Origin of the sequence: Salinibacterium sp. M195, assembly GCF_019443965.1 — a bacterium.
GTDB lineage: Bacteria > Actinomycetota > Actinomycetes > Actinomycetales > Microbacteriaceae > Rhodoglobus.
This window is the reverse complement of the sequence record NZ_CP040814.1, coordinates 1,394,075-1,416,757: the sequence shown is the minus strand read 5'-3', so window position 1 is coordinate 1,416,757 and position 22,683 is coordinate 1,394,075. Positions and strand designations below refer to the sequence as shown.

22 protein-coding genes and 1 tRNA gene are annotated in these 22,683 nt (G+C 59.4%); 8 read left to right on the top strand and 15 right to left on the bottom strand.

The annotated features are described in order from the left end of the window. Positions 1–8: 8 nt before the first annotated feature. On the bottom strand, positions 9–1,562 hold the full coding sequence (locus tag FFT87_RS06770) for an SIR2 family protein (protein WP_219950543.1): 1,554 nt from the start codon (positions 1,560–1,562) through the stop codon (positions 9–11). A 276-nt stretch (positions 1,563–1,838) separates the two neighbouring features. Next, positions 1,839–1,910, bottom strand: a tRNA-Gln gene (locus tag FFT87_RS06765). Positions 1,911–2,012: 102 nt separating this feature from the next. Between FFT87_RS06765 and FFT87_RS06760 the strand changes: the two genes are divergently transcribed. Further along, entirely contained in the window at positions 2,013–2,564 is a 552-nt protein-coding gene (locus tag FFT87_RS06760; protein ID WP_219950542.1) for a PadR family transcriptional regulator, read from the top strand. Then, on the top strand, positions 2,561–2,998 hold the full coding sequence (locus tag FFT87_RS06755) for a hypothetical protein (RefSeq protein ID WP_219950541.1): 438 nt from the start codon (positions 2,561–2,563) through the stop codon (positions 2,996–2,998). The genes FFT87_RS06760 and FFT87_RS06755 overlap by 4 nt, the downstream gene beginning before the upstream one ends. Before the next feature lie 3 nt (positions 2,999–3,001). Here FFT87_RS06755 and FFT87_RS06750 read toward each other — a convergent pair whose 3' ends face one another. The 5 genes from FFT87_RS06750 to FFT87_RS06730 all read right to left on the bottom strand — a co-directional run bounded on the left by FFT87_RS06750 (position 3,002) and on the right by FFT87_RS06730 (position 8,478). After that, the gene (locus FFT87_RS06750; RefSeq protein ID WP_219950540.1) at positions 3,002–3,955 is read right to left on the bottom strand and encodes an NAD(P)/FAD-dependent oxidoreductase; all 954 of its coding nucleotides are present in this window, start codon (positions 3,953–3,955) and stop codon (positions 3,002–3,004) included. After that, positions 3,952–5,442, bottom strand: a complete 1,491-nt coding sequence (gene gltX / locus FFT87_RS06745; RefSeq protein ID WP_370628574.1) for a glutamate--tRNA ligase — start codon at positions 5,440–5,442, stop codon at positions 3,952–3,954. The genes FFT87_RS06750 and gltX overlap by 4 nt, the downstream gene beginning before the upstream one ends. 76 nt (positions 5,443–5,518) lie before the next feature. Then, positions 5,519–6,289 (bottom strand): fumarylacetoacetate hydrolase family protein, encoded by a 771-nt coding sequence (locus tag FFT87_RS06740; RefSeq protein WP_219950538.1) that lies wholly within the window; start codon positions 6,287–6,289, stop codon positions 5,519–5,521. Continuing rightward, a complete protein-coding gene (locus tag FFT87_RS06735; protein ID WP_219950537.1) occupies positions 6,286–7,392 on the bottom strand; it encodes a branched-chain amino acid aminotransferase in 1,107 nt (368 codons plus the stop codon). Before FFT87_RS06735 ends, FFT87_RS06740 begins: the two co-directional genes overlap by 4 nt. Positions 7,393–7,431: 39 nt before the next feature. Next, positions 7,432–8,478, bottom strand: a complete 1,047-nt coding sequence (locus FFT87_RS06730) for a 3-isopropylmalate dehydrogenase (protein ID WP_219950536.1) — start codon at positions 8,476–8,478, stop codon at positions 7,432–7,434. 133 nt (positions 8,479–8,611) lie between these two features. On the opposite strand from FFT87_RS06730, the gene FFT87_RS06725 reads away from it, so the two are divergent. Beyond that, positions 8,612–8,866: a DUF6458 family protein gene (locus tag FFT87_RS06725; protein WP_219950535.1), complete on the top strand. Its 255-nt coding sequence runs from the start codon at positions 8,612–8,614 to the stop codon at positions 8,864–8,866. 94 nt (positions 8,867–8,960) lie between these two features. Here FFT87_RS06725 and serA read toward each other — a convergent pair whose 3' ends face one another. Continuing rightward, complete coding sequence (serA, locus tag FFT87_RS06720; RefSeq protein ID WP_219950534.1) at positions 8,961–10,553, bottom strand: phosphoglycerate dehydrogenase; 1,593 nt, start codon at positions 10,551–10,553, stop codon at positions 8,961–8,963. Between the two features lie 135 nt (positions 10,554–10,688). Here serA and FFT87_RS06715 point away from each other — a divergent pair, with 135 nt between their 5' ends. The 3 genes from FFT87_RS06715 to FFT87_RS06705 all read left to right on the top strand — a co-directional run bounded on the left by FFT87_RS06715 (position 10,689) and on the right by FFT87_RS06705 (position 12,585). Beyond that, positions 10,689–11,078, top strand: a complete 390-nt coding sequence (locus tag FFT87_RS06715) for a DoxX family membrane protein (RefSeq protein WP_255560103.1) — start codon at positions 10,689–10,691, stop codon at positions 11,076–11,078. A gap of 62 nt (positions 11,079–11,140) precedes the next feature. Next, the gene (locus tag FFT87_RS06710) at positions 11,141–11,677 is read left to right on the top strand and encodes an META domain-containing protein (RefSeq protein ID WP_219950533.1); all 537 of its coding nucleotides are present in this window, start codon (positions 11,141–11,143) and stop codon (positions 11,675–11,677) included. Between the two features lie 119 nt (positions 11,678–11,796). Next, complete coding sequence (locus FFT87_RS06705) at positions 11,797–12,585, top strand: HesA/MoeB/ThiF family protein (protein ID WP_219950532.1); 789 nt, start codon at positions 11,797–11,799, stop codon at positions 12,583–12,585. 9 nt (positions 12,586–12,594) lie between these two features. Here FFT87_RS06705 and FFT87_RS06700 read toward each other — a convergent pair whose 3' ends face one another. Next, positions 12,595–13,296, bottom strand: coding sequence for a Pr6Pr family membrane protein (locus FFT87_RS06700; protein ID WP_219950531.1), 702 nt, complete (start codon positions 13,294–13,296; stop codon positions 12,595–12,597). A gap of 66 nt (positions 13,297–13,362) precedes the next feature. Between FFT87_RS06700 and FFT87_RS06695 the strand changes: the two genes are divergently transcribed. Beyond that, on the top strand, positions 13,363–14,127 hold the full coding sequence (locus tag FFT87_RS06695) for a DUF1353 domain-containing protein (RefSeq protein ID WP_219950530.1): 765 nt from the start codon (positions 13,363–13,365) through the stop codon (positions 14,125–14,127). A gap of 91 nt (positions 14,128–14,218) precedes the next feature. Here FFT87_RS06695 and ilvC read toward each other — a convergent pair whose 3' ends face one another. The 6 genes from ilvC to otsA are packed head-to-tail and all read right to left on the bottom strand — an operon-like array spanning position 14,219 to position 21,641. Then, a complete protein-coding gene (gene ilvC, locus FFT87_RS06690) occupies positions 14,219–15,244 on the bottom strand; it encodes a ketol-acid reductoisomerase (protein ID WP_219950529.1) in 1,026 nt (341 codons plus the stop codon). Between the two features lie 30 nt (positions 15,245–15,274). Then, positions 15,275–15,781: an acetolactate synthase small subunit gene (ilvN, locus tag FFT87_RS06685; RefSeq protein WP_197106147.1), complete on the bottom strand. Its 507-nt coding sequence runs from the start codon at positions 15,779–15,781 to the stop codon at positions 15,275–15,277. A 4-nt stretch (positions 15,782–15,785) separates the two neighbouring features. Next, positions 15,786–17,570: an acetolactate synthase large subunit gene (locus tag FFT87_RS06680; RefSeq protein ID WP_219950528.1), complete on the bottom strand. Its 1,785-nt coding sequence runs from the start codon at positions 17,568–17,570 to the stop codon at positions 15,786–15,788. Positions 17,571–17,604: 34 nt separating this feature from the next. Beyond that, the gene (gene ilvD / locus FFT87_RS06675; RefSeq protein WP_219950527.1) at positions 17,605–19,308 is read right to left on the bottom strand and encodes a dihydroxy-acid dehydratase; all 1,704 of its coding nucleotides are present in this window, start codon (positions 19,306–19,308) and stop codon (positions 17,605–17,607) included. A 27-nt stretch (positions 19,309–19,335) separates the two neighbouring features. Further along, positions 19,336–20,166: a trehalose-phosphatase gene (gene otsB / locus FFT87_RS06670; protein WP_219950526.1), complete on the bottom strand. Its 831-nt coding sequence runs from the start codon at positions 20,164–20,166 to the stop codon at positions 19,336–19,338. Beyond that, entirely contained in the window at positions 20,130–21,641 is a 1,512-nt protein-coding gene (gene otsA, locus FFT87_RS06665; RefSeq protein WP_219950525.1) for an alpha,alpha-trehalose-phosphate synthase (UDP-forming), read from the bottom strand. Before otsA ends, otsB begins: the two co-directional genes overlap by 37 nt. Positions 21,642–21,843: 202 nt before the next feature. Between otsA and FFT87_RS06660 the strand changes: the two genes are divergently transcribed. Continuing rightward, complete coding sequence (locus tag FFT87_RS06660) at positions 21,844–22,674, top strand: hypothetical protein (protein WP_219950524.1); 831 nt, start codon at positions 21,844–21,846, stop codon at positions 22,672–22,674. Positions 22,675–22,683: the final 9 nt, after the last annotated feature.

Genomic DNA, 22,683 nt, shown 5'->3' with positions numbered 1-22,683 from the left:
CTAGGCGATCAGCGACTGTTCGCAGCACTCCACTCGCTAGGCGTAGCAGCGAACTTTAGGTAATCGTAAACAACAACACCCTTGGCGTAGTCCGTTCCCCATCGTTTCGAGTCGACCTTGTCGGCATGGCTCACTAAGAATTCTTTTAGGCCGACCAAATCGTTGGTGAAAGATGGGAGTTCCAAAATATGTGTGAACGCCCATTTCCAGTCATGGTCCTTCAGAAGTGCACTCATGGACTTACGTCGCCTGTCCTGCACCTTGAGCACAATTTTTTCCCTATTGCGGTTTGCGTGCTCGATTACTCGACTCGGAAGCTGCGCATTCGCGACGAGCTCGTTCCCCGTTGATAGCCCGGCCTCGCTCAAATATTTGAAGACCGGGTACCAAACGTTCGCCCCAACTTTTGAGATGTGTAGAGACAAAATCTCCTTTGCCGGGTAGCCTCCTGACGGATTGTCCAAAACATCCGCAAGCACCTGAGATCGGCCTATGCCTGTAATCCCAACCAGCGCGGCCTTAGCTCCGACCCCGAAAACCACGGATATATCTTTTGCAGAGTCCGCGTCGACGTCCGAATACGCAAACAAGCGCCCCTTAGGGTCGTTGTTCAGGACGATTTCGTACACCTGCTCCTTTAGGAGGCGCACCATCTTCGCTGATAGAGCTCGTTGCCGCGCCCCGAGGGCCGCGAATATATCGACAAAGTCAGGAACTTTGATCCTCGTTACAGGAATCGGGGTGCCGTCGACGACAATCACACTGTTCGAGATAGATGGAACTACATCACGCTCCCACTCAACGAAGATCAGTCGGTCTTGGAGTTTCCCGATGTTCTCGTCACGCAGCGCAAAAACAATGTTTCGCAAGATTCCTTGAATGTTTTCGTCGCCCATGCTGTAGCCCATGAACAACACTGGATGTTCTACAAATATTGTGAGAAGTTTCGCCGCCAGGTACGGGTTGTGCAGATCGAAATCTTTGTAGTCGGCCGCAGTAAGCACAAGCGAGGCTGGATCTATCGCCGCGCCGTGGATGTGGTAAATCTCCGCAATCCCTTGCGCCTCTGAGAAAAGTAGTTGTTCTTGGCCGACAAAAACTTCAAAGTCTGGAAAGGCCAGTTGCAGAAGCGAATCATAGTTTGTGGTAATTACGCCGTCTACCGTCGCAGACTGGAGTAGCGCCCATTCCTCACGAAGGTCCTCAGGGATAGTACTCGAGGCCATCTTCATGTTCACGAATCGTGCAATCTCAATTTTTAAGGCTGAGGATCCATCCTTCACATCGCTTGCATGAAGCGCCCTCGATTCTTTGAACTCATCAGTTTTCCACCAGATCTCATAAAAGTCGTCTGCAATCCGCGATGCTGCAGCGGGCAAGTTACCTCCGGCTGCGCCCAGATAGTACTCAAACGGCTGTTCAGTGTAGGCGGCGAACTCCCGCAACAGCCCTTCCCAGTTCGGCAACGTCGCATAGCGTCGCGAGAGGCCTGCGCCTACGAAAAGAAAGGCACCAGCCAGAGGTTTCAAGTGTTCTTCGAGGAATTTTCGCACATCTGACATGGGCAGATACTATCGGCAACAGCAAGAGAATCCACGTTGCTCGAAAGTGATTAACACACAAACGGTCGACTGGGTAAGCCGTCAGCGCCTACCCACGAGCGTTGCTTGTCCAATCCAAAGTGCGCGATCACCGAGAGGCCCGCTGTCTGGTTCTTCCTGATGACCCGGCGCACAGCAGCTCTGGAGCGTGTGGTGGCGCTTAAATCCTCGAGAAGTCGGCAAAGAAAAAGCCCGGCGTAAGCCGGGCTGAGCGGGAGCGACTCCCTAGATGGTTTGCTGGGGTACCTGGACTCGAACCAAGAACAAAAGAATCAGAATCTTCCGTGTTGCCAATTACACCATACCCCACAGGATTCAACCGCAGCCGAACCGATTTACTACTTTAGCGCATCCTGAGCGGGTTGTGGTTCACTCCTTGACGCCATATAGGACTTGTCCTATATTCGGAGCATGTCTCTCCTCCACGCTGTGCTCGGTTTCGTCGCGATTCAGCCCATGACGGGCTACGAACTCGGCAAAGCATTCTCCACAACCGCCGCACACTTCTGGCCAGCCGATCAGTCGCAGCTCTACCGCACCCTCCACCGCGCCGAAGCCGACGGCCTTGTCGAAAGCACCACCGTCGAGCAGGCAACCCGACCCGACCGCCGCTTGTACTCGTTACTCGAGCCGGGTCGAGAAGCATTGGAGGCGTGGCTGGCCTCACCCCTCGAACCAGACAACTCCCGCGAACCTTTTCTGCTGCGGCTATTCTTCGCCGCGTCGCTCGGCACTGCGGGCGTGATCGACCTGCTCGACCAACGCCGCTCCGCTGCCGAGGAACTTCTCACAACCCTCGACGCCCTCGCCTCGAGCGCACCCCACAAACCCTCGAAAACCACTCTCGCCATTCAGCTGCAATACGCAACGCTCGAATCGGGACGAGCCCACGCGCGCGCCGAAATTATCTGGCTCGATGAGCTTCGAGCCCAACTCGCCGACCACAAGGAGCCCGCCCGATGAACGACAACGCCAACCCCATCCACCGCGCTGCGCGCATCGGCGCCACTATCGCTGCCACACTCTTCACCCTCGTCGCGCTCTTCCAGCTCGCGGTCGTTCTCGGAGCACCCATCGGCGAATATACCCAAGGCGGGGCGAACAAAGGAACGCTCCCCGCTCAGGGCCGCATCTTTGCGGGCGTCTCTGCCGCCCTCGTTCTTGTCATGGCGGCAGCAATGCTCGCTCGCACCGAACGCGGCCCCCTGAGATTCGCCCCACGCCGACTCATCGCCGTGCTCGCCTGGATCACCACCGCCTATGCGGGTGTGGGCGTCATCCTGAATCTCATCACGCCGAGCGTCGTCGAGCGAGCAGTCTGGGCCCCGATTACAGCGGTAATGTTCGCGGCGTGCCTCGTCACCATGCTGCGGACACGTGGCCGCGCGGCGAAGTGACTCCTAGAGCAAGTCGCGGTTGATGACCGCGGCAACCTCAGCGCCGTCACCCGCGGCAACGATGAGCTGTTGGGGGCCGGGCGGGGTGGCATCACCGATCGCATAGGCCCCTGCCGTGCTGGTGCGGCCGGCAGCGTCCACGACAATCAGACCCTCCGCGTCGAGTGCGAGTTGCAGGCCCGCCGCATAGTCGAGCGCCGTCTCATAGTCAGGGCGCACAAACGCGGCCTCGCGCGCAATCGTCTCGCCGTCGGCAAGCACAACGCCGTTCAGGCCATCACGGTCGCCCGCGACATCCGCCACTTCACGACGATCTACGCGAACACCACGCTCCGCGAGCATGGCCTCATCAGCGTCACTCACCTGGCCAATGCCCTGCGTGAAAACAATGAGGTCGCGGCTCCACTGCGAGAGCAGCAGCGCGCGCTCGGCCAAGTCATCCGTGTGCCCAATCAAGGCAATCGGCTTATCGGCATACTCGTAACCGTCACACTCCATGCACGAGTGGATGCTCGTGCCATAGAACGCGCGCAGCATCGGAAGCTTCGGCAGAACCTCACGCAACCCCGTCGCGATCAGCACGGTGCGGGTCGTGACCGCTCCCCCGCGATGCGTCACAGTGAAGCCCGCGCCGACGGCCGCAGATGCGCCCTCGTCAGCGCTAACAGCATCCGCAAAATCAGCAGCGACCAGCGGCTCAATACCCTCAACGATCGTGCGCTCGAACGCCACGTTCGGATACTGCTCGAGCTCCTCACGGCCCATCTTGCGAAGCTCGAGAGGAGAAATACCATCGCGGCTCAGAAAGCCGTGCGAGTGGAACGTCGCCGAGTTGCGGGGGCGATTGCTGTCGAGCACCAGAGTGCGACGGCGTGCCCGCGCCAAGTTCAGGGCAGCGCTCAGTCCGGCCGGTCCGCCGCCGACAATGACAACATCCCAGTCGAACTGCTCACTCATAGCTGTGCGCGCAGCGCCTTCAGGCGAACCAACGACGATTCCTTGCCCAACAGTTCCATCGACTCAAACAGTGGCGGGCTGATGCGGCGGCCAGCGACCGCACTACGCAACGGACCAAACGCGAGACGTGGCTTCATTTCCTTCACGTCAATAAGTTCGGCGCGGAGAGCCGCTTCGATTGCATCGTGTGTCCACGAATCGAGATCGGTCAGCACGGCGATAGCGGCATCCAGCACCTCAGGCCCCTCGGCCTTCGGCATTGCATCGGCATCAACCGTGAGTTCAGCATCCGGGGTGAACAAGAACTGCAACAGTGCGGGAGCGTCGCCCAGCAACTGCATGCGCTCCTGCACAAGCGGTGCGGCAGCCGCGAGCATCGTCAGCTCAACCTCAGTGGGCTCAGCCGAAATCACGTCAGCAGCAACGAGGTACGGCACGAGACGTGCCGCAAATTCTTCTGCCGACAAGAGACGGATGTGGTCGCCATTCAGCGACTCCGCCTTCTTCACATCGAAACGGGCCGGGCTCGGCGTCACATTCTCAACGTCGAACGCCGCGATCATCTCTTCGACCGAGAACACGTCGCGGTCGGGAGCAAGCGACCAGCCGAGCAACGACAGGTAGTTGATGAGACCCTCGGGGATGAACCCGCGGTCACGGTGGTGGAACAGGCTCGCCTCAGGGTCACGCTTGGAGAGCTTCTTGTTGCCCTCGCCCATCACGTAAGGAAGGTGACCGAAGCGCGGAATCGCATCCGTCAGCCCGATCTCAATGAGCGCCGTGTAAAGGGCGATCTGGCGAGGAGTGCTCGAGAGCAGGTCTTCACCGCGCAGCACATGCGTGATGCCCATGAGCGCGTCATCCACCGGGTTCACGAACGTGTACAGCGGAGCACCATTCGGGCGCACGACAACGAAGTCAGAGAACGAACCAGCGGGGAACGTGATGTCGCCACGAACCAGGTCGTCAAAGCTGAGGTCAGAGTCAGGCACGCGCAAACGCAGAGCCGGCAGGCGGCCCTCCTCTTTGAATGCCGCGATCTGCTCAGCAGTGAGGTCGCGCTCAAAGTTGTCGTAACCCTGCTTGGGGTCGCGACCGTTAGCCACGTTGCGGGCCTCGATCTCTTCACCCGTCGCAAAAGTCTCGTAGAGGTGACCGGAAGCCTTCAGCTTCTCGATGACCTCAAGGTAGATGTCGGTGCGCTGCGACTGACGGTATGGCTCGTTCGGCCCACCGGTCTCGACGCCTTCGTCCCAGTCCAGCCCCAACCAGCGCATCGCGTCGAGAAGCTGCAGATAGCTCTCTTCGCTGTCGCGAGCGGCATCCGTATCTTCAATACGGAACACCATCTTGCCGCCCATGTGGCGCGCATACGCCCAGTTAAACAGGGCAGTGCGGATCAGCCCAACGTGGGGCGTACCGGTAGGTGACGGACAAAACCGAACGCGAACGTCGGAAGCGGTTGCAGTAGAAAATGGCGCAGACATTGCCACCATTCTATGCGAGACGAGCCTGCGTGGCAGAGGCTGCCGAAAGCAGCCCCTGCACCCAGAATTGTGCGCTCTAGCGCGAAGCCCGGCGCACCGGGTTGCTCAGCGTGCCGATGCCCTCGATCGTGATCTCGACGGTGTCGCCATGCACCAATGGTCCGACGCCCGCGGGGGTTCCCGTAAGAATCACGTCGCCGGGCAACAGCGTGAATGCTGCTGAAGCATAGGCAATCTGCGCCGCTACCGAATGAATCATCTGGTCAACGGTTCCGTCTTGCTTCAGGTCACCATTCACCGTCGTGCGGATGCTCTGCGACGCCACCACGAACTCGGTCTCGATCACGGGCCCCAGTGGGCAGAACGTGTCGAAGCCCTTCGCTCGTGACCACTGGCCGTCCTTCTTCTGAAGGTCGCGGGCGGTCACATCGTTAGCAATCGTGTAGCCAAAAATCACGCTGTCAGCGTCTTCGACCGCGACGTTCTTGGCAATGCTGCCGATGATCACGGCAAGCTCACCCTCAAACGCGATCTCTTCGCTCTGCGGCGGCAACATGATGGCATCGCCGGGGCCGACCACAGACGTGTTCGGCTTGATGAACATCATGGGAGCATCCGGAACTTCGTTGCCGAGCTCCTTGGCGTGCTCGGCATAGTTGCGACCGAATGCCACCACTTTCGAGCGCGGAATCACCGGCGCCAACATCTTGATCTCCGACAGCGGCAAGCGCTCCTCGGTGGGCTCGAAGCCGTTGAACATCGGGTCACCGGTGAGCACGACAATTTCGTCGCCATCGATGATGCCGTAGCGGGCTCCCGTGCCAACGCTGAAACGAGCTACCTTCATGCGTCGAGCCTCATCATCCAGCCGTGCTTATCTTCGCGACGGCCATATTGGATGTCGGTGAGCTCTTCGCGCAGCGACATCGTCAGTTCGCCGGCGGGAGCATCCGCCGACCCAAATTCAACGCCATCACCCTTGAGCAGAGCGATCGGCGTGATAACCGCAGCGGTACCGCACGCAAACATTTCGGTGATGTCGCCAGACTCAACGCCCTCGCGCCATTCTTCGAGTGTGACGCGACGACGCTCAACCTTGTGGCCGCGGTCTTCAGCAAGCTGAAGCACCGAGTCGCGCGTGATGCCCTCAAGAATCGACTCCGAGTGCGGGGTAACGAGAGTTCCGTCTTTCTTGACGAGAACCACGTTCATGCCACCGAGTTCTTCGATGTACTTGCCCTCTTCGGCATCCAAGAACAACACCTGGGCGCAACCATGCTCAGCAGCTTCTTGCTGAGCGATCAGCGACGACGCATAGTTTCCACCGGTCTTTGCTGCTCCCGTTCCACCCTTGCCTGCGCGAGTGAAGTTCGTGGAGATCCAGATCGACACCGGATTCACCCCACCGGGGAAGTAGGCGCCAGCAGGGCTCGCGATCACGTAGTAGTTGACCTTCTTCGCCGCGCGCACGCCAAGGAACGCCTCTTTCGCGAACATGAACGGGCGCAAGTACAAGCTGGTCTCGGGAGCATTCGGCACCCAGTCGCCATCGACAGCAATGATCTGCTTGAGCGAATCGATAAACGCCGCAATCGGCAGCTCCGGCAGCGCCATGCGGCGGGCCGAACGCTGCAGCCGCGCAGCATTAGCTTCGGGGCGGAACGACCAAATCGAACCATCCTCGTGACGGAACGCCTTCAGACCTTCGAAAATCTCTTGGCCGTAGTGCAACACTGCGGCAGCGGGGTCAAGCGCAATGGGTCCATACGGCTGCACGCGCGGACGGTGCCAGCCACCCATCTCTGACCAACAGACGTCGACCATGTGGTCGGTGAAGTTCACCCCAAAGCCCGGGTTAGCCAACACCGCGTCACGCTCTTCGATCGAGCGGGGTTCTTGGTTCTTCTTCACCATGAAAGTGAGGGGGCGATCAGCCAGCAGATTCTTCATCAGATGTCCTTAATGACGTACAGCCATAATGGCGGTGGGTTAATTCTGCGCTACAGCGTCGGCAATTGCACTGCCAATCTCAGACGTGGACCGTGCGGTGTCGCCACGGGCGCTGAGATCGGCTTCAACGGCCGCAGTAACGCGGGCCGCGGCATCCGATTCGCCGAACTGTGACAGCAGCAATGCAATCGACAGGATTGCCGCCGTGGGATCAGCGAGTTGTTTTCCCGCAATGTCGGGCGCTGAACCATGAACCGGCTCAAACATCGAGGGGAATGCCCCGCTCGGGTTGAGATTGCCGGAGGCGGCCAAACCGATGCCGCCGCTGATGGCCGCTGCGAGGTCTGTAAGGATGTCACCAAAGAGGTTGTCGGTGACTATAACGTCAAATCTACTCGGTTTTGTGACCATGAAAATCGTTGCCGCGTCGACATGCATGTAATCGACGTCAACGGCGGGGAATTCTTGCGAAACTCGGTCGACAGTGGTCTGCCACAGGCTGCCCGCGTGAACGAGCACGTTGGTCTTGTGCACGAGTGTGAGCTTCTTGCGCGGACGTGACATGGCCTGCGCGAAAGCGAATCGAACTACACGCTCGACCCCGAAGGCCGTATTGATCGACACCTCAGTGGCAATCTCATGAGGAGTGCCGGTGCGGATGCGCCCACCATTGCCCACGTAGGGGCCCTCGGTGCCCTCCCGCACGACAACAAAGTCGACCTCGCCGGCGTCAGCCAGCGGTGACGTCACGCCGGGGAAAATCTTGGTCGGGCGCAGGTTGACGTGGTGATCAAGCGCAAAACGCAGCTTCAAGAGGAGGCCGCGCTCGATGATGCCACCCGTGAGACGAGGATCGCGAGGGTCTCCCCCGACGGCGCCCAGAAGGATCGCGTCGTGCTTCGCAAGTTCAGCGATGTCGGAGTCTTCGAGAATGGTGCCCGAATCAAGGTAGTGAGCCGCACCGAAAGGGAACTCGGTGGGTGCGACATCCACACCGGTTGCCTTCAGAACTTTGAGGGCCTCGGCCACAACTTCTGGCCCAATACCATCACCGGGAATGACTGCAAGCTTGATCTGAGAAGGCATGTAATTACAGTACCGCTGTGGGCACGGTGCGGGCAGCAGCGTCGAGGCGACTGCGCGCTCTGGGACGCATAAATATGGCATTCCTGAGTGTTTTCTGATTGCGGACTGTACGAGGCGCGCTAAAATTGGGCACATGAGTATCGGAACCGGAATTGTATTAGTAGTTATTGGCGCGATTCTTACCTTCGCGCTCGACCTTCAAGTTGCAGGGGTGAACTTCGACCTCATCGGTTACATCCTGATGATCGCCGGAGCTGTCGTATTCGTCCTCGGCCTCGTGCTGATGATGCGTAAGCGCACCTCGGTAACCACCGTGCACAACAACGACGGAGTCAATAACTCCGTCAGCGAACGTCGCACGACCACAACCCCCGACGAAACCATCTAACGACCACTACGTTCAACACACACGAAAGGCGCGTCCCGATTGCTCGGGGCGCGCCTTTCGTGTTGCTCACGCCACGAGGGCGCGAACGAAATGACTAAGCGTCGACGATGTCGATCGCGTGCACGTAGCGAGCATCAATGCGCTCAGCCACGGTCGCGAGAACATCAGCGGATGCCTGCGAATCGACGGTAAGCACTGACAGCGCGTTGCCGCCGACACTTTCGCGCGCAATCTGCATGCCTGCGATGTTGATGTTGGCGTCGCCGAATTCCTTACCGAACACAGCGACGATTCCGGTGCGGTCTTCGTACATCATCACAATGAGGTGGTCAGCGAGCGGAACCTCGATGTCGTAGCCGTTGATCTCGACGATCTTCTCGAGCTGCTTGTTTCCGACCAGGGTTCCCGAAACGGAAACCTGCGAACCGTCAGCAAGCGAACCACGAATGGTCAGCAGGTTGCGGTATTCGGGGCTCACGGCATCCGTAATCAAACGAACCGTGAGGCCACGCTGCTCGGCGAGAACCGGTGCGTTGACGTAGCTGACCGTCTCCGAAACCACATTCGTGAAGATGCCTTTGAGAGCAGCGAGTTTGAGCACGTTGACATCGAACTCAACGATCTCGCCGCGAACCTCAATGTCAACACTCGTGAGCGGGCTGTCTGAGAGACCAGAGAAGACCTGGCCAAGCTTTTCCATGAGCGGGATGCCGGGGCGCACGCTCTGGTCGATGATGCCACCAGCAACGTTCACTGCGTCAGGCACCAGCTCGCCTCCGAGGGCGAGACGAACCGACTTGGCTACCGAAACGCCAGCCTTTTCTTGCGCTTCAGCGGTCGAAGCGCCGAGGTGCGGGGTGACAATGACGTTGTCGAGGGCCAGCAACGGCGACCCTGTTGGCGGCTCGCTCACGAACACGTCAAGGCCGGCACCAGCAATGCGGTGCGACTTGAGCGCCGTGTAGAGCGCGTCTTCGTCGATGAGGCCACCGCGGGCAACGTTCACGATGTAGGCCGTCGACTTCATGCGAGCAAACTGCTCGGTCGAAATCATGCCCGTTGTCTCGGGGGTCTTGGGCATGTGGATCGTGATGAAGTCTGAACGCTCGAGGAGCTCATCGAGCGAGACGAGCGTGACTCCCATCTGCTGCGCGCGAGTTGCTGTCACGTAGGGGTCATAGGCAATGATGTTCGTGCCGAAGGACTGCATGCGCTCAGTAATGAGACCACCAATACGGCCGAGGCCGATGATGCCGATCGTCTTCTCAAAAAGCTCGGTGCCTGAGTACTGCGAACGCTTCCACTGCCCCTGCGCCAGAGCGCTAGAAGCGGCAGGAATGTGACGCGCCAAGCTCAAAATGTGCCCAACGGTCAGCTCGGCAGCCGAGATGATGTTCGACGTTGGGGCGTTTACCACCATGACACCAGCAGCAGTTGCCGCCTTGATATCCACGTTGTCGAGGCCAACACCGGCGCGCGCAATAACCTTCAGGCTAGGCGCGGCAGCAAGAGCATCGGCATCCATTTGTGTTGCTGAACGGATGAGAACGGCCTGCGCGTCAGAGAGCGCAGACTTCAATGCGTCACGGTCAGTGCCGTCAACATTTCGAATCTCAAAGTCGGGCCCGAGGGCGTCAACTGTTGCGGGGGAAAGTTCTTCGGCGATCACAACGATCGGCTTAGCCACAGATCTGATCCTTCAATTCGCGGGGACTTCGCGCTAACACAACGAAGGCTGCTTGAGTAGACAACTACAACAACTTTAGTGGCGACGGGCAGCCGCCGTTGCCATGTGACGACTCAGTGCGACGATAGACCCATCATGGATGCTGTCGAGATTGCCCAATGGGCGTTGCGTATCGCCCTCGCGCTCGCCTTTATCGGCATGGGCGTCAGCCACTTTGTGGCCGCCCCGGCCCGCACCATGCGGGCAATGATCCCGCCGGCATTGCGCCAGAAGTGGCTGCCCTCCCCCACCGTTCTCGTCACCGTCACTGGACTCTGCGAAGTTGCTGGGGGTCTTGGTCTGCTCTGGGAACCCACCCGCTTCATTACCGGTGTCGCGCTCATCGTGTTCCTGATTGCGGTGTTCCCGGCCAACGTCTATGCGTCCGAGAACCCGAAACGATTCGGCAAGGCGGCAACGCCGTTCTGGCCGCGCTACTTCGGCCAGCTCGCGCTCATCACCCTCTGCCTCCTCGCGGCAATCTAAATGTTTTGCGGATAGCCCAACGAAACTGCGTAGTTCCTCGTCTATGTCTGTAGGAGGAAAAAATGTCCGCACAGATAATTTCGGTGAGATCCGCGCTTCAGAAGGTTGTGCCACTATTCGCCGTCAGCATATTGGCCCTCGGCGCCTGCGCCGGCCCGGCCTCGAATGCCGGGGCAGATGAGCCGCCGTTAGAGGGCGACCCCGGTCTGGGCGTCGAGGAAACACCGGGTGACGCAATTCCCATCGAAGGAATTGACGGCGCCTGGATCTACCTTGACGGCCGTGACGGCACCGGTCCGTTGAATGTCGATGGCACCGACCACGACATCACGCTCGTGATTTCGGGCAACAGCGTTTCGGGCCAATCGGCCTGCAACAACTACAGCACGACGTTCACGGGTGAGCCTGCCGAGCTCTCGCTGGGGGCGATTGCCTCGACACGGCGCGCCTGCGAAGACGCACTCATGGACTTCGATAGCCGCTTTTTCTCTGCTCTCGAACTCGTCACCGCAATCATTCCGACGGGAGGAAGTCTCGTTCTTCAGGGCGAAGGCATAAATCTCGACTTCCTGCCATCGAGCGCGCTGCCCCTCGGCTAGAAAAATCAGCTCGAGAATCGTCTCAGTGCACGCTCCCAGAACCCCCAGTTCACGGGCAGAGCGCTGATCTTTAGTGTTTCTCACCGCAATACTCAGGGTCACGATGGAAGAATAAATTCATGGATCAGCGGTTCAGCCGCCAGCTCGCGCTAACCCACTTTGGCGAGACGGCGCAAGAGAATTTAGCGCGCTCTCGCGTGCTCGTAATCGGCGCGGGTGGCGTCGGCAGTACGGTCATACCGTCGCTCGCCTCGGCAGGCGTCGGAACCGTCGGCGTGATTGACGACGACCGGGTTGAGCTCAGCAATTTGCACCGCCAACACATCCATCGGCTCTTGGATGTTGGCCACAAGAAGGTCGTGTCTGCGGTCGAAAGGGTGGCCGATCTCAGCCCCGCCACCACCGTTGTGGCGATCGACGAGAAACTCACTCCTGAGAACGCCCTGGCTCTCTTTGCCGACTATGACTTGGTTGTGGACGGCAGCGACAACTATCCCACTCACTACCTCGCGGCGGACGCTGCCGAAATCACCGGCATCCCGCTGGTGTGGGGCTGGGCTTGTGAGTTCGGCGCTCAGGCCGGAGTATCGTGGCCGGCTCGCGGTGCGGGCTTCCGTGATCTGTACCCGCTGCCGCCCGAACTTGCGGCCGTAGACATGAATGCGGTGCACGGCATATTCCCGGGTGCTGTCAGCGTGATCGCCTCGATCGTCACTAGCGAAGCCATCAAGATTGCCGCGCAAGTGGGAACGCCATTGATTAACCGCGCGACGAGGTACAACGCCTTCACCGGCGAGTTCACCGAAGAGCATTATGAGCGCTCCGCCGACGCCGTCGCCATTACGGACCTGACTGATTACCGTGCGCTGTGCGGGTATGTGCCCACTGATGCCTGGCCGACCTGCTAGCTCACACCGTTAGTCGCGGCGTGACGCCCACAGCCGATCGGTATTTGCTGAGCGCGCGCGACTAATCGCGATCAGCACGAGAGCGATGCCCACGATGAAGGCAGCGATCCCCACCACGTAAAGTGCGACCCCACCCAATCCGTCCGGCCCGTTTGGTTCCAAGAATGGGTACGGGAACCAGCCGCCAATGACGCCGCGCACAAACGTAAAGACCAACCAGGCAATCGGGTAAATGAGCACGATGCGCACGTCGCGCATCCGGAGCATCGGCCGTCCGGGAGCCAGCAGCCAGTCAAGAAGCAAGAACAGTGGCACCCAGACATGAATTACCTCGTTGGGCCATTGCGAACCGATATAGCCATCGTCGGGTAGTCCCCGTAACAGCACGTTGTAGACGCCAGCGGTGACAACGGCGTAGGAGACGACGGATGCCCGCAGGACTCCCAAGAGGGTTGATTCTTCTCTGAGGCGCAGCGCTACAACCCCGCTCAGCGCGAGAATCACGATGTTGATCAGGCTCGATTGAATCGTGAAGTAGCTGTAGTACTCCGTTGCGACGAAGTCGTTATGGAGCGACTCTTCGATCACTTGGGTAGCGATGCTGGCGAGAACGAGCGCCGCAGCAATAAGCCGAACTGCTCCGAATATCCGGGAAGCCGCTGCCGAATGTGAGCGGGAAGGTGGCGAGATTCGCTGCGAGTTCGTTGTCACTCCGACAGACTAGTCTCCAGAAACAAGATCGTGCTGGCAGACGCACGATCGATCGAGGAGTCGACAATGCCATTCACCGATCGCCACGGAGCCACGCTTTTTGGCCTTCCCCTCATTTACCGTCTTGGCCGGGATTTTCAGGTTGCCGAGGAATTTGGTTGGCGTGATCCGCGCGACAGCGGGCGTGTGCTGACGATTCCGGCCCACGACCTGACCAAGCCACCTGGCGAAGGCAACAGCACCGATTTCGCCTCGGTGCCGCCGTTTCTGTGGGGGCTCATCGCGAGCTTCGGCAAACAAACCCTGCCGGCGGTGTTGCACGACTCACTCACACACAACGCGAGGCAGGCTCCCGCCGATCAGCGGCTAGAACTCAGAAGAACCGCTGACGAAGACTTTCGGATTGCCCTCATCGATAGTGGAGTGCATCAGCTTCGCGCTCGCGTGATGTGGGCATCCGTTGGCATGGAACGCTATGCCCGCCATGCCGGCGCCCTCGGCGTCGCGATTATCACCCAGCTGAGTCTCGGAGTGCTCGCCATTATTGGTGCCGTCGTCCTGGGCATCATCGCAACACCGTTCTGGCTGCTGCTTGCGGCAGCTCCCGCCATTGCCGCGCTGGCGTGGGGTCGCAACCTCAATCTCGTGCTCTCCGCCAGCTATCTGGGCGCGCTATACGCACCACTGGTCGCTGCCGCGTTCATTGGTTCGCGCCTTGAACAACTATTGGCAACTGTCATCTGGGTCGGAACAGGAACCCCCGGCCCGGTACCCGAGGCCGAACCGACCTTGCGTTGGCCCGATCGCGGCACAACACTGCCACCGAAGTAGGCGCGATCGGCCAAATCAGCGCCGACCACGACGTAACGACCAACGGCCGCCCCGCACAAAGCGGAACGGCCGTCGTCGTGACTAGCGAAAGTTAGCGTGCAGCTGAACCGTCGGTGTAGTCGGAGTCTTGCTGCTTCCAAGCGAAGAGAGCGCGAAGCTCCTTGCCGGTTTCTTCGATCGGGTGATTCTGCCCCTTGGCCCGCAAAGCGAGGAACTCGGGGGCGCCGGCATCCTGATCCTTGATGAAACGGTCAGCGAAAGCACCAGACTGGATGTCGGCGAGAACAGCCTTCATGTTGTCCTTAACCGATGCATCGATGACGCGGGGGCCTGAAACGTAGTCGCCATACTCAGCGGTGTCGGAGATGCTCCAACGCTGCTTGGCGATGCCGCCCTCCCACATGAGGTCAACGATGAGCTTGAGCTCGTGAAGAACCTCGAAGTAGGCGATCTGGGGCTGGTAGCCAGCCTCGATGAGAGTTTCGAAGCCGTACTGTACGAGCTGTGACGTTCCACCACAGAGAACAGCCTGCTCACCGAACAGGTCGGTTTCGGTTTCTTCAGTGAACGTGGTCTTGATTCCACCGGCGCGGAGTCCGCCGAGTGCCTTGGAGTACGACCAGGCGAGGTCCCAAGCGGAACCGGTTGCATCATTTTCAACAGCAACGATCACGGGAACGCCGCGGCCTGCTTCGTACTCGCGACGAACGGTGTGGCCCGGTCCCTTGGGCGCAACAAGGATGACGTCGACATCTGCTGGAGCGTCGATGTAGCCGAAACGGATGTTGAAGCCGTGTCCGAAAACGAGAGCGTTTCCTGCATCAAGGTTGTCCTTGATGTCGTCAGCGAAGAGGCCGCGCTGGCTCTGGTCCGGAGCAAGGATGACAACAACGTCAGCCCACTTAGCCGCTTCAGCGCTCGTGAGAACGTCGAAACCGGCGTCGGTTGCCTTGGCGATGCTCTTTGAGCCCTCCTTGAGGCCAACCTTGACCTGAACGCCCGAGTCGCGCAGGTTTTGTGCGTGGGCGTGGCCTTGCGAGCCATAACCAATGACAGCTACTTTTTTGCCCTGGATGAGCGCGAGGTCAGCGTTGTCGTCGTAAAAGATCTCGGTCACAGTAGTGATTCTCCTTAGTTGTTTGTGCTGTTAGTTCTTGAAAACTCGGTCGGTGATGCTCTTGGAACCGCGGCCCATAGCCAACAATCCACTTTGAGCAATTTCTTTGATCCCGTAGGGTTCGAGCACTCGGAGGAATGCTTGAATCTTGCCCGAGTCCCCCGTGGTTTCGATGATGAGCGCATCAGATGCGACATCGACCACGCGGGCACGGAACAGGTTTACCGCTTCGAGAATTTGTGAGCGAGTCGTGTTATCGACCCGCACCTTGATCAGGAGGTGTTCCCGAGTGACCGACTGGTCAGGGTCGAGTTCCACGATCTTGATCACGTTGATGAGCTTGTTGAGCTGCTTCGTGACTTGCTCAAGGGGTAGCTCGTCGACATCCACCACAACGGTGATGCGCGACAGGCCTTCAATTTCGCTCGAACCAACAGCCAGCGACTGGATGTTGAACCCACGCCGGGCAAAGAGTCCGGCGACACGGGTGAGCAGACCTGGTTTGTCTTCGACCAGGAGGGAAAGTACGTGACCCATGGCTCTACTCCTCTTCCCACTCGGGGGCATGGTCGCGGGCATACTGCACGCTTGAATTTCCGACACCCTGCGGCACCATTGGCCACACCATTGAATCGCGACTCACAACGAAGTCGATTACAACGGGGCGATCGTTGGTCTCAAGCGCAAGCTTGATGGCCGGGTCGATCTCTTCCTTCTTGGTGACGCGGATGGCGAGGCAACCGTAGGCCTCGCCCAACTTCACAAAGTCGGGGATCATCACGGTGTCGTGACCGGTGTTGAGATCAGTAAACGAGTGGCGTCCGTCGTAGAACAGTGTCTGCCATTGGCGAACCATGCCGAGGCTTGAGTTGTTGATGATCGCAACCTTGATCGGGATCTTGTTGATCGTGCAGGTTGCAAGCTCCTGGTTGGTCATCTGGAAGCATCCGTCACCATCAATGGCCCAGACGGGGCGATCCGGGTTAGCAACCTTGGCACCCATGGCGGCGGGAAGGCCGTAGCCCATGGTTCCGGCACCACCAGAGTTGAGCCACGAGTTGGGGCGTTCATGCTTGATGAACTGCGCCGACCACATTTGGTGCTGTCCAACACCGGCAGCAAAGATGCCCTCGGGGCCGGTGAGTTCACCAACGCGCTGAATAACGTACTGCGGTGACAGCAGCCCATCGTCGGGTTCGGTGAAGCCAAGCGGGAACTGATTGCGCAGCGAGTTGAGGCGTTCCCACCATGCGGTGTAATCCGGTGTGGTCTGCTTGCTGGCTTCAGCGAACGCCGCCGTGAGGTCGATGATGACGTCTTTCGCGTCGCCAACAATGGGCACCTCTGCGGCACGAATCTTGCCGATTTCGGCAGGGTCGATGTCGACGTGAACGACCTTAGCCAGAGGAGCGAACTCGCTCGGCTTGCCCGTAACCCGGTCGTCGAAGCGAGCTCCGAGCGAGATGAGCAAATCGGACTCTTGGATGGCGAGAACAGCAGGCACAGCGCCATGCATTCCCGGCATCCCGAGGTTCAAGTCGTTGGAGTCCGGGAAGGCTCCGCGAGCCATCAGCGTCGTCACGATGGGCGCGCCCACGAGAGTCGCCAACTCGAGCAGCTCTGCCGAAGCGCCGGAACGCACAACGCCGCCACCAACGTAGAAGACGGGGCGTTCGGCCTCAGCCAACATTTGCGCTGCTGCCTGAACCTGCTTGCCGTGCGCCTTCATGACGGGGCGGTAGCCGGGGAGGTCGACCTTGGGGGGCCAAATGAACGGGGCGGTTCCCTGCTGGCAGTCCTTCGTCACGTCGACGAGCACCGGGCCAGGGCGGCCCGTCGTCGCGATGTGGTACGCCGCTGCCAGAGTCGCCGGGATGTCTTCCGGCTTCGTGACGAGGAACGAATGCTTCGTGATGGGCATCGTGATTCCGGAGATATCTACCTCTTGGAACGCATCGGTTCCCATCGAGGTCGAAAACACCTGACCGGTGATCGCAAGCAGCGGCACGGAGTCCATGTGGGCATCCGCAATGGCCGTAACCAAGTTGGTTGCTCCCGGGCCCGACGTGGCGATGCAGACGCCAAGTTTTCCGGACGACGAGGCATAGCCCTCTGCAGCGTGACCGGCACCCTGCTCGTGGCGAACCAAAATGTGACGGATAGCAGTGGATGCCATCAACTCGTCATAGAAGGGCATGATTGCGCCGCCGGGTAAGCCGAAGACGTCTTTCACGCCCAGCTTTTCCAAACTGCGCAAAATTGCACCTGAGCCGGTCAGAATATCCGGCGTAGTGCTCTTCGGCCGCGGTGCGGGTTCAGAGGACATGTGTGAATCCTTTAAGTCGAATGGTGAGCTGGCGCTAACTGGTGACCGCACCACGAGCGGCGGACTGCACAAGCTTCGAATACTTGGCGAGAACGCCTCGCGTGTAACGCGGAGGGAGGGGGGCCCAGCCTTTTCGGCGGGCTTCGAGCTCAGCGGAGTCGACAAGTAAGTCGAGCGAGCGAGCTGCGATATCGACCCGTATCAGATCACCATCGCGCACGAAGGCAATAGGACCTGCGTCTACTGCTTCGGGAGCTATGTGGCCGATACACAGTCCGGTTGTGCCGCCTGAGAATCGTCCGTCCGTTAAGAGTAGTACATCTTTGCCGAGCCCAGCGCCCTTAATGGCCGCGGTGATGGCAAGCATCTCACGCATACCCGGTCCGCCCTTGGGACCTTCATAGCGAATGACGACGACGGAACCCGCCTCGATAGTGCCGGCGGTGAGCGCATCCAGAGCTTCACGCTCGCGCTCAAACACGCGGGCCGGGCCCTCGAACTCCGAAAGATCGAAGCCAGCAGTCTTCACCACGGAACCCTCAGGGGCGAGTGAACCACTCAAAATCGTGAGCCCACCGGTGGGGTGGATGGGGTTGTCAATCGTGCGAAGAACTTCACCATCGAGAGGATCAATATCCATCTCAGCGAAGTTTTCGGCCACAGTCTTGCCCGTCACAGTGAGAGCGTCTCCGTGGATGAGCCCTTCTTCCATGAGTGCCTTCATGAGCACGGGCAATCCACCGTGACGGTCGACATCGTTCATCACGTATTTGCCGAAGGGCTTGAGGTCTCCCAAGTGAGGAACCTTGTCGCCAATGCGGTTGAAGTCATCGAGCGTGATGTCGACTTCAGCTTCGCTGGCGATCGCCAAGATGTGCAGCACAACGTTGGTCGAGCCACCGAGCGCCATCGCGACGGTGATCGCGTTCTCGAACGCTTTCTTTGTCATGATGTCGCGTGATGTGATGCCGAGACGCAACAGGTTGACGACGGCTTCGCCCGAACGGTGCGCAAAGTAGTCGCGACGACGATCAGCGGATGCGGGGCTTGCGGATCCGGGAAGGCTCATTCCCAGCGCTTCCGCAACGCTCGCCATCGTGTTTGCCGTGTACATACCGCCACAGGCACCCTCGCCTGGCGCGAAAGCACACTCGATGCGCTTAGCGTCGGCTTCGGTCATCCGACCAGCCTTCACAGCACCAACAGCCTCGAAGGAGTCAATGATCGTGATGTCTTTTTCAGTGCCATCGCTGAGCTTGACCCAGCCAGGAGCAATAGACCCCGCGTACAGGAACACGGAGGAGAGATTGAGTCGTGCCGCGGCCATGAGCATGCCAGGCAGCGACTTGTCACAGCCCGCGAGAGTGACCGAACCATCGAGGCGCTCGGCCTCCATGACGACCTCAACGGAGTCAGCGATAACTTCGCGGCTCACCAGCGAAAAGTGCATTCCCTCGTGGCCCATCGAGATGCCGTCAGAAACGCTAATCGTGCCGAACTGGAGCGGGTATCCGCCACCAGCGTGCACACCCTCTTTCGCCGCCTGAGCGAGCCGATCAAGGGAAAGGTTGCACGGCGTGATCTCGTTCCAGGAGCTCGCAATACCGATCTGGGGCTTATCCCAGTCAGCGTCTCCCATACCAACAGCGCGAAGCATTCCACGCGACGTAGTGGCTTCAATTCCGTCAGTTACTGTGCGGGAACGAGGCTTGATATCGATCGAATTACTCTCAGACATGCTTCGAGTTTAGGGCTTTGCGAAACCTCAGTTTGTCCGAGCCGCCACTGCAGCCTCACGGCGGTCGGCGAGCATCATGAGAAGCTCAGCGATTTGCCGTGTTCCCGCGACTCGAAGTTGAGCGGCAGAAGGCGCATCCCCCACGCGAACACCGAGATCGTTTGGGCCCAACGCAACGATCGCGTCCTCGTCCGTGGTGTCATCGCCGGCAAAGAAAACCGCATCGGCACCCACATAGTCACGCAACCGCTCGATCGCATCGCCCTTATCGGCAGAGTGGATCGCAAACTCGACAACGTTCTTGCCAATTCGGGTGGTCAGCCCCGGAATCTCTGCCTCCACCCCGGCCAGAGTCTCTGCAACCAACCGCTCAGCATCGTTAGCACTCGACAACCGCACGTGCAAAGCGCGCCCCGCCGGCTTCAACTCAACCCACGCGCCATCGGCACTGTCGGCAAGCTCATGCATGAGCGCGTCAAGCTTCGCGAGCGCCTTCGCATCGTCGTCGCTCATCGGCAACACCGAGTCACCATCGTCGAGCCGATATTCGAGCCCGTGCGATCCGCCGAGAAGCACCCGATCGCCGAGATGCGCGACATGGCTAAGGCTGTCGAGAGCTCGGCCCGAAACCAGAGCTAAGCGAGTGTCGGTGAGTTCGAGCATCCGCAGCAACTGCGCTTGAGCTTCGGGAAGTGCGCGGGCCTCAAGCGGGTCATCAACTTCAGGAGCCAATGTGCCATCGAAGTCGAGAGCAATCAAGAGCTGAGGTACGGAGACGAGGCGGTCAATGGCCGCCTCAATTTCTGCTGCGCTTGAGTAGCTCACGGCTTTCTTACTCGTTTGCGTTCGATCGTCCACTCGACCTCTTCGGCCATTTCGAGCGGCGCAATTCGACGGTGACGGTCAGAGCGAGTGGCGGCCAAGTTCTTGAGGAACGCATTCGACCAGCGCGCAACATCGTGTTCGAGAACACGCTTACGCATTGACCGCATCCGAGTGGCCCGGTCAGCCTTCGGCATGTTGATTGCCTTCATCATGGCTTCCTTCAAACCGTCGATGTCATGGGGGTTCACGAGGAGCGACTTGCGAAGCTCTTCCGAAGCACCAGCAAACTCGCTCAGAATAAGCACACCGTCGTTGTCGAATCGGCTCGCGGCATATTCTTTTGCCACCAGATTCATACCGTCGCGCAACGCCGTAACCAGCAGCACGTCAGCAGCCAAGTACAGCGCAACCATTTCCTCCCTGGGGAACCCCTGGTGCAGGTAACTGATCGGCGAATGACTCAACGTGCTGAATTGGCCATTGATACGGCCAACGGTCAGTTCGATCTCATCGCGCAAGTGCATGTACGCCTCAACGCGTTCACGACTCGGGCTTGCGACCTGAATGAGTGCAACGTCGCCAACTTCGATCGATCCATTACTCAAGAGTTCGCCGTACGCCTTTAAGCGGTGACGGATGCCCTTGGTGTAGTCAAGGCGGTCGACACCAAGCATGATCGTCTTCGGGTTACCAAGTCCCTTGCGAATATCGCGCGCACGCTGTTGGATCGCCGGCTCACGAGCAAGCTCTTCAAAGCTGCGGGAATCAATCGAAATCGGGAACGACTTCGCCACAACGCGACGCGTCGGCTGGCCCTCAATCGTGACCTCGATGGCGGGGTTCTTTGTCGGATAGTTCGTGAGACGTCGAACGGCCGCCGAAAAATTGGATGCATCATCTGACCGTTGGAAGCCAACAACGTCAGCACCGAGCATGCCCTCAATGATCTGTGTGCGCCATGGCAACTGGGCGAAGATTCCATACGGCGGAAAGGGAATGTGATTGAAGAACCCGATCGTCAGATCAGGCCGCATCTCCCGCAACATGCGCGGCACGAGCTGCAGCTGGTAATCCTGCACCCACACAACAGCACCGTCGGCGCTGATCGCCGCCGCGGCATCCGCGAACCGCTGATTGACGACAACATAGTCGTCCCACCACTCACGGTGATAAGCCGGCGGCGCAATCACATCGTGGTAAAGCGGCCAGAGGGTGTCATTGCTGAATCCCTCGTAGTACTCCTCGATGTCTTGAGAGCTGAGAGGAACCGGGATGATCTGGATGCCTTCGTTGTGGAACGGCTCAACCTCGAGATCAGGCCGCCCCGCCCAGCCAACCCAAGCACCGTCGGCAGCCTTCATGACCGGCTCGAGCGCAGTAACAAGTCCGCCTGGCGAACGCCGCCACGTGAGCGATCCATCATCTTCGACGACGCAATCGACCGGAAGCCGGTTGGAAACGACGACGAAATCGTACTCCGAATGGGAAGAATTCTTGTGAGCTTCCATAATCCAGCAACTTTACCAGCGGGTCGCGTATGTCACCCGAGCATTTCGTTTCGGCACCATTACTTTTTTGTGACAGAACTGAGACGCAACTGGGCCAAAGCAGCATCACAGCGCGCTATAAGATCAATTTCGCCCACGCCTTGCGGGTGCGAACGTGCCCATCGGCACGACTCGCGGATAGCCCGAATCGAAAGAGGCCTCAGTGACCTTCTCCCCTGTCCGCGCCACGCCAACCACCGTTCTGGTGGGTGCTGTCACGCTGCTTGCGCTCACCCTGAGCGGTTGCGCTGCTGCCGCCCCCGCTGACGACGGTGTCGACGAGACCGCGATGGCTGAGATCGACCTCGCTGCGGTGAACGATGACACCCTCCACGTGCTCGGAACGTACGACGTCGACGGCAGCGAGCTCCTTGGCGATGCTCCCGAAGATCAGGCTGCAGTCTGGGACCGTTTCAACGAACTGTTTCCCGCCGAGCTCCATCCCGAGATCACCATGTTCGTGGCCATTGACGCCGACAAGTCCGGCGGAACCGATGGCGCGATGCAGCCTAACGGCGTTGCAGAAGGCGAAACCTACCTCGCTCTCGATACCAGCGGCTCGGTTGAACCCGATGTTCTCGACCGCACCATGATTCACGAATTCGCTCACCTTCTTACTCTGCGTGAAGACCAGATCCCCAAGGACGAGTCCACCGTCGACGATTGCCCCGTGTACTCCGAAGCTGATGGATGCCCGTTCGATGACTCGTACCTCTTCGCCTTCTACACCGAATTCTGGCCCGACTTCAGCCTTGCCGAGTTCGACGCCGAAACTGAAGAAGACAAGGAAGCGCGCTACACGCCCGTCGAATTCGTCACCGACTACGCCGCGACGATCCCCAGCGAAGATGCCGCTGAGGTCTTCGCAGAATGGGTACTTGCCGACGAACTCGCTGACGGCGACCGCATCGTCGACCAGAAGCTGCGCTTCTTCGAGGACTACCCCGAACTAGTCGAGTTGCGCGAAACCATCCGTGAAGGTCTCTTCAACTAGTTATCTACT

Bases quoted from the DNA above. Each gene is read 5' to 3' on its own strand.
- FFT87_RS06770 (WP_219950543.1), bottom strand. From the start codon at position 1,562: ATGTCAGATGTGCGAAAATTCCTCGAAGAACACTTGAAACCTCTGGCT.
- FFT87_RS06760 (WP_219950542.1), top strand. From the start codon at position 2,013: ATGTCTCTCCTCCACGCTGTGCTCGGTTTCGTCGCGATTCAGCCCATG.
- FFT87_RS06755 (WP_219950541.1), top strand. From the start codon at position 2,561: ATGAACGACAACGCCAACCCCATCCACCGCGCTGCGCGCATCGGCGCC.
- FFT87_RS06750 (WP_219950540.1), bottom strand. From the start codon at position 3,955: ATGAGTGAGCAGTTCGACTGGGATGTTGTCATTGTCGGCGGCGGACCG.
- gltX (WP_370628574.1), bottom strand. From the start codon at position 5,442: ATGTCTGCGCCATTTTCTACTGCAACCGCTTCCGACGTTCGCGTTCGG.
- FFT87_RS06740 (WP_219950538.1), bottom strand. From the start codon at position 6,289: ATGAAGGTAGCTCGTTTCAGCGTTGGCACGGGAGCCCGCTACGGCATC.
- FFT87_RS06735 (WP_219950537.1), bottom strand. From the start codon at position 7,392: ATGAAGAATCTGCTGGCTGATCGCCCCCTCACTTTCATGGTGAAGAAG.
- FFT87_RS06730 (WP_219950536.1), bottom strand. From the start codon at position 8,478: ATGCCTTCTCAGATCAAGCTTGCAGTCATTCCCGGTGATGGTATTGGG.
- FFT87_RS06725 (WP_219950535.1), top strand. From the start codon at position 8,612: ATGAGTATCGGAACCGGAATTGTATTAGTAGTTATTGGCGCGATTCTT.
- FFT87_RS06715 (WP_255560103.1), top strand. From the start codon at position 10,689: ATGGATGCTGTCGAGATTGCCCAATGGGCGTTGCGTATCGCCCTCGCG.
- FFT87_RS06710 (WP_219950533.1), top strand. From the start codon at position 11,141: ATGTCCGCACAGATAATTTCGGTGAGATCCGCGCTTCAGAAGGTTGTG.
- FFT87_RS06705 (WP_219950532.1), top strand. From the start codon at position 11,797: ATGGATCAGCGGTTCAGCCGCCAGCTCGCGCTAACCCACTTTGGCGAG.
- FFT87_RS06695 (WP_219950530.1), top strand. From the start codon at position 13,363: ATGCCATTCACCGATCGCCACGGAGCCACGCTTTTTGGCCTTCCCCTC.
- ilvN (WP_197106147.1), bottom strand. From the start codon at position 15,781: ATGGGTCACGTACTTTCCCTCCTGGTCGAAGACAAACCAGGTCTGCTC.
- FFT87_RS06680 (WP_219950528.1), bottom strand. From the start codon at position 17,570: ATGTCCTCTGAACCCGCACCGCGGCCGAAGAGCACTACGCCGGATATT.
- ilvD (WP_219950527.1), bottom strand. From the start codon at position 19,308: ATGTCTGAGAGTAATTCGATCGATATCAAGCCTCGTTCCCGCACAGTA.
- otsA (WP_219950525.1), bottom strand. From the start codon at position 21,641: ATGGAAGCTCACAAGAATTCTTCCCATTCGGAGTACGATTTCGTCGTC.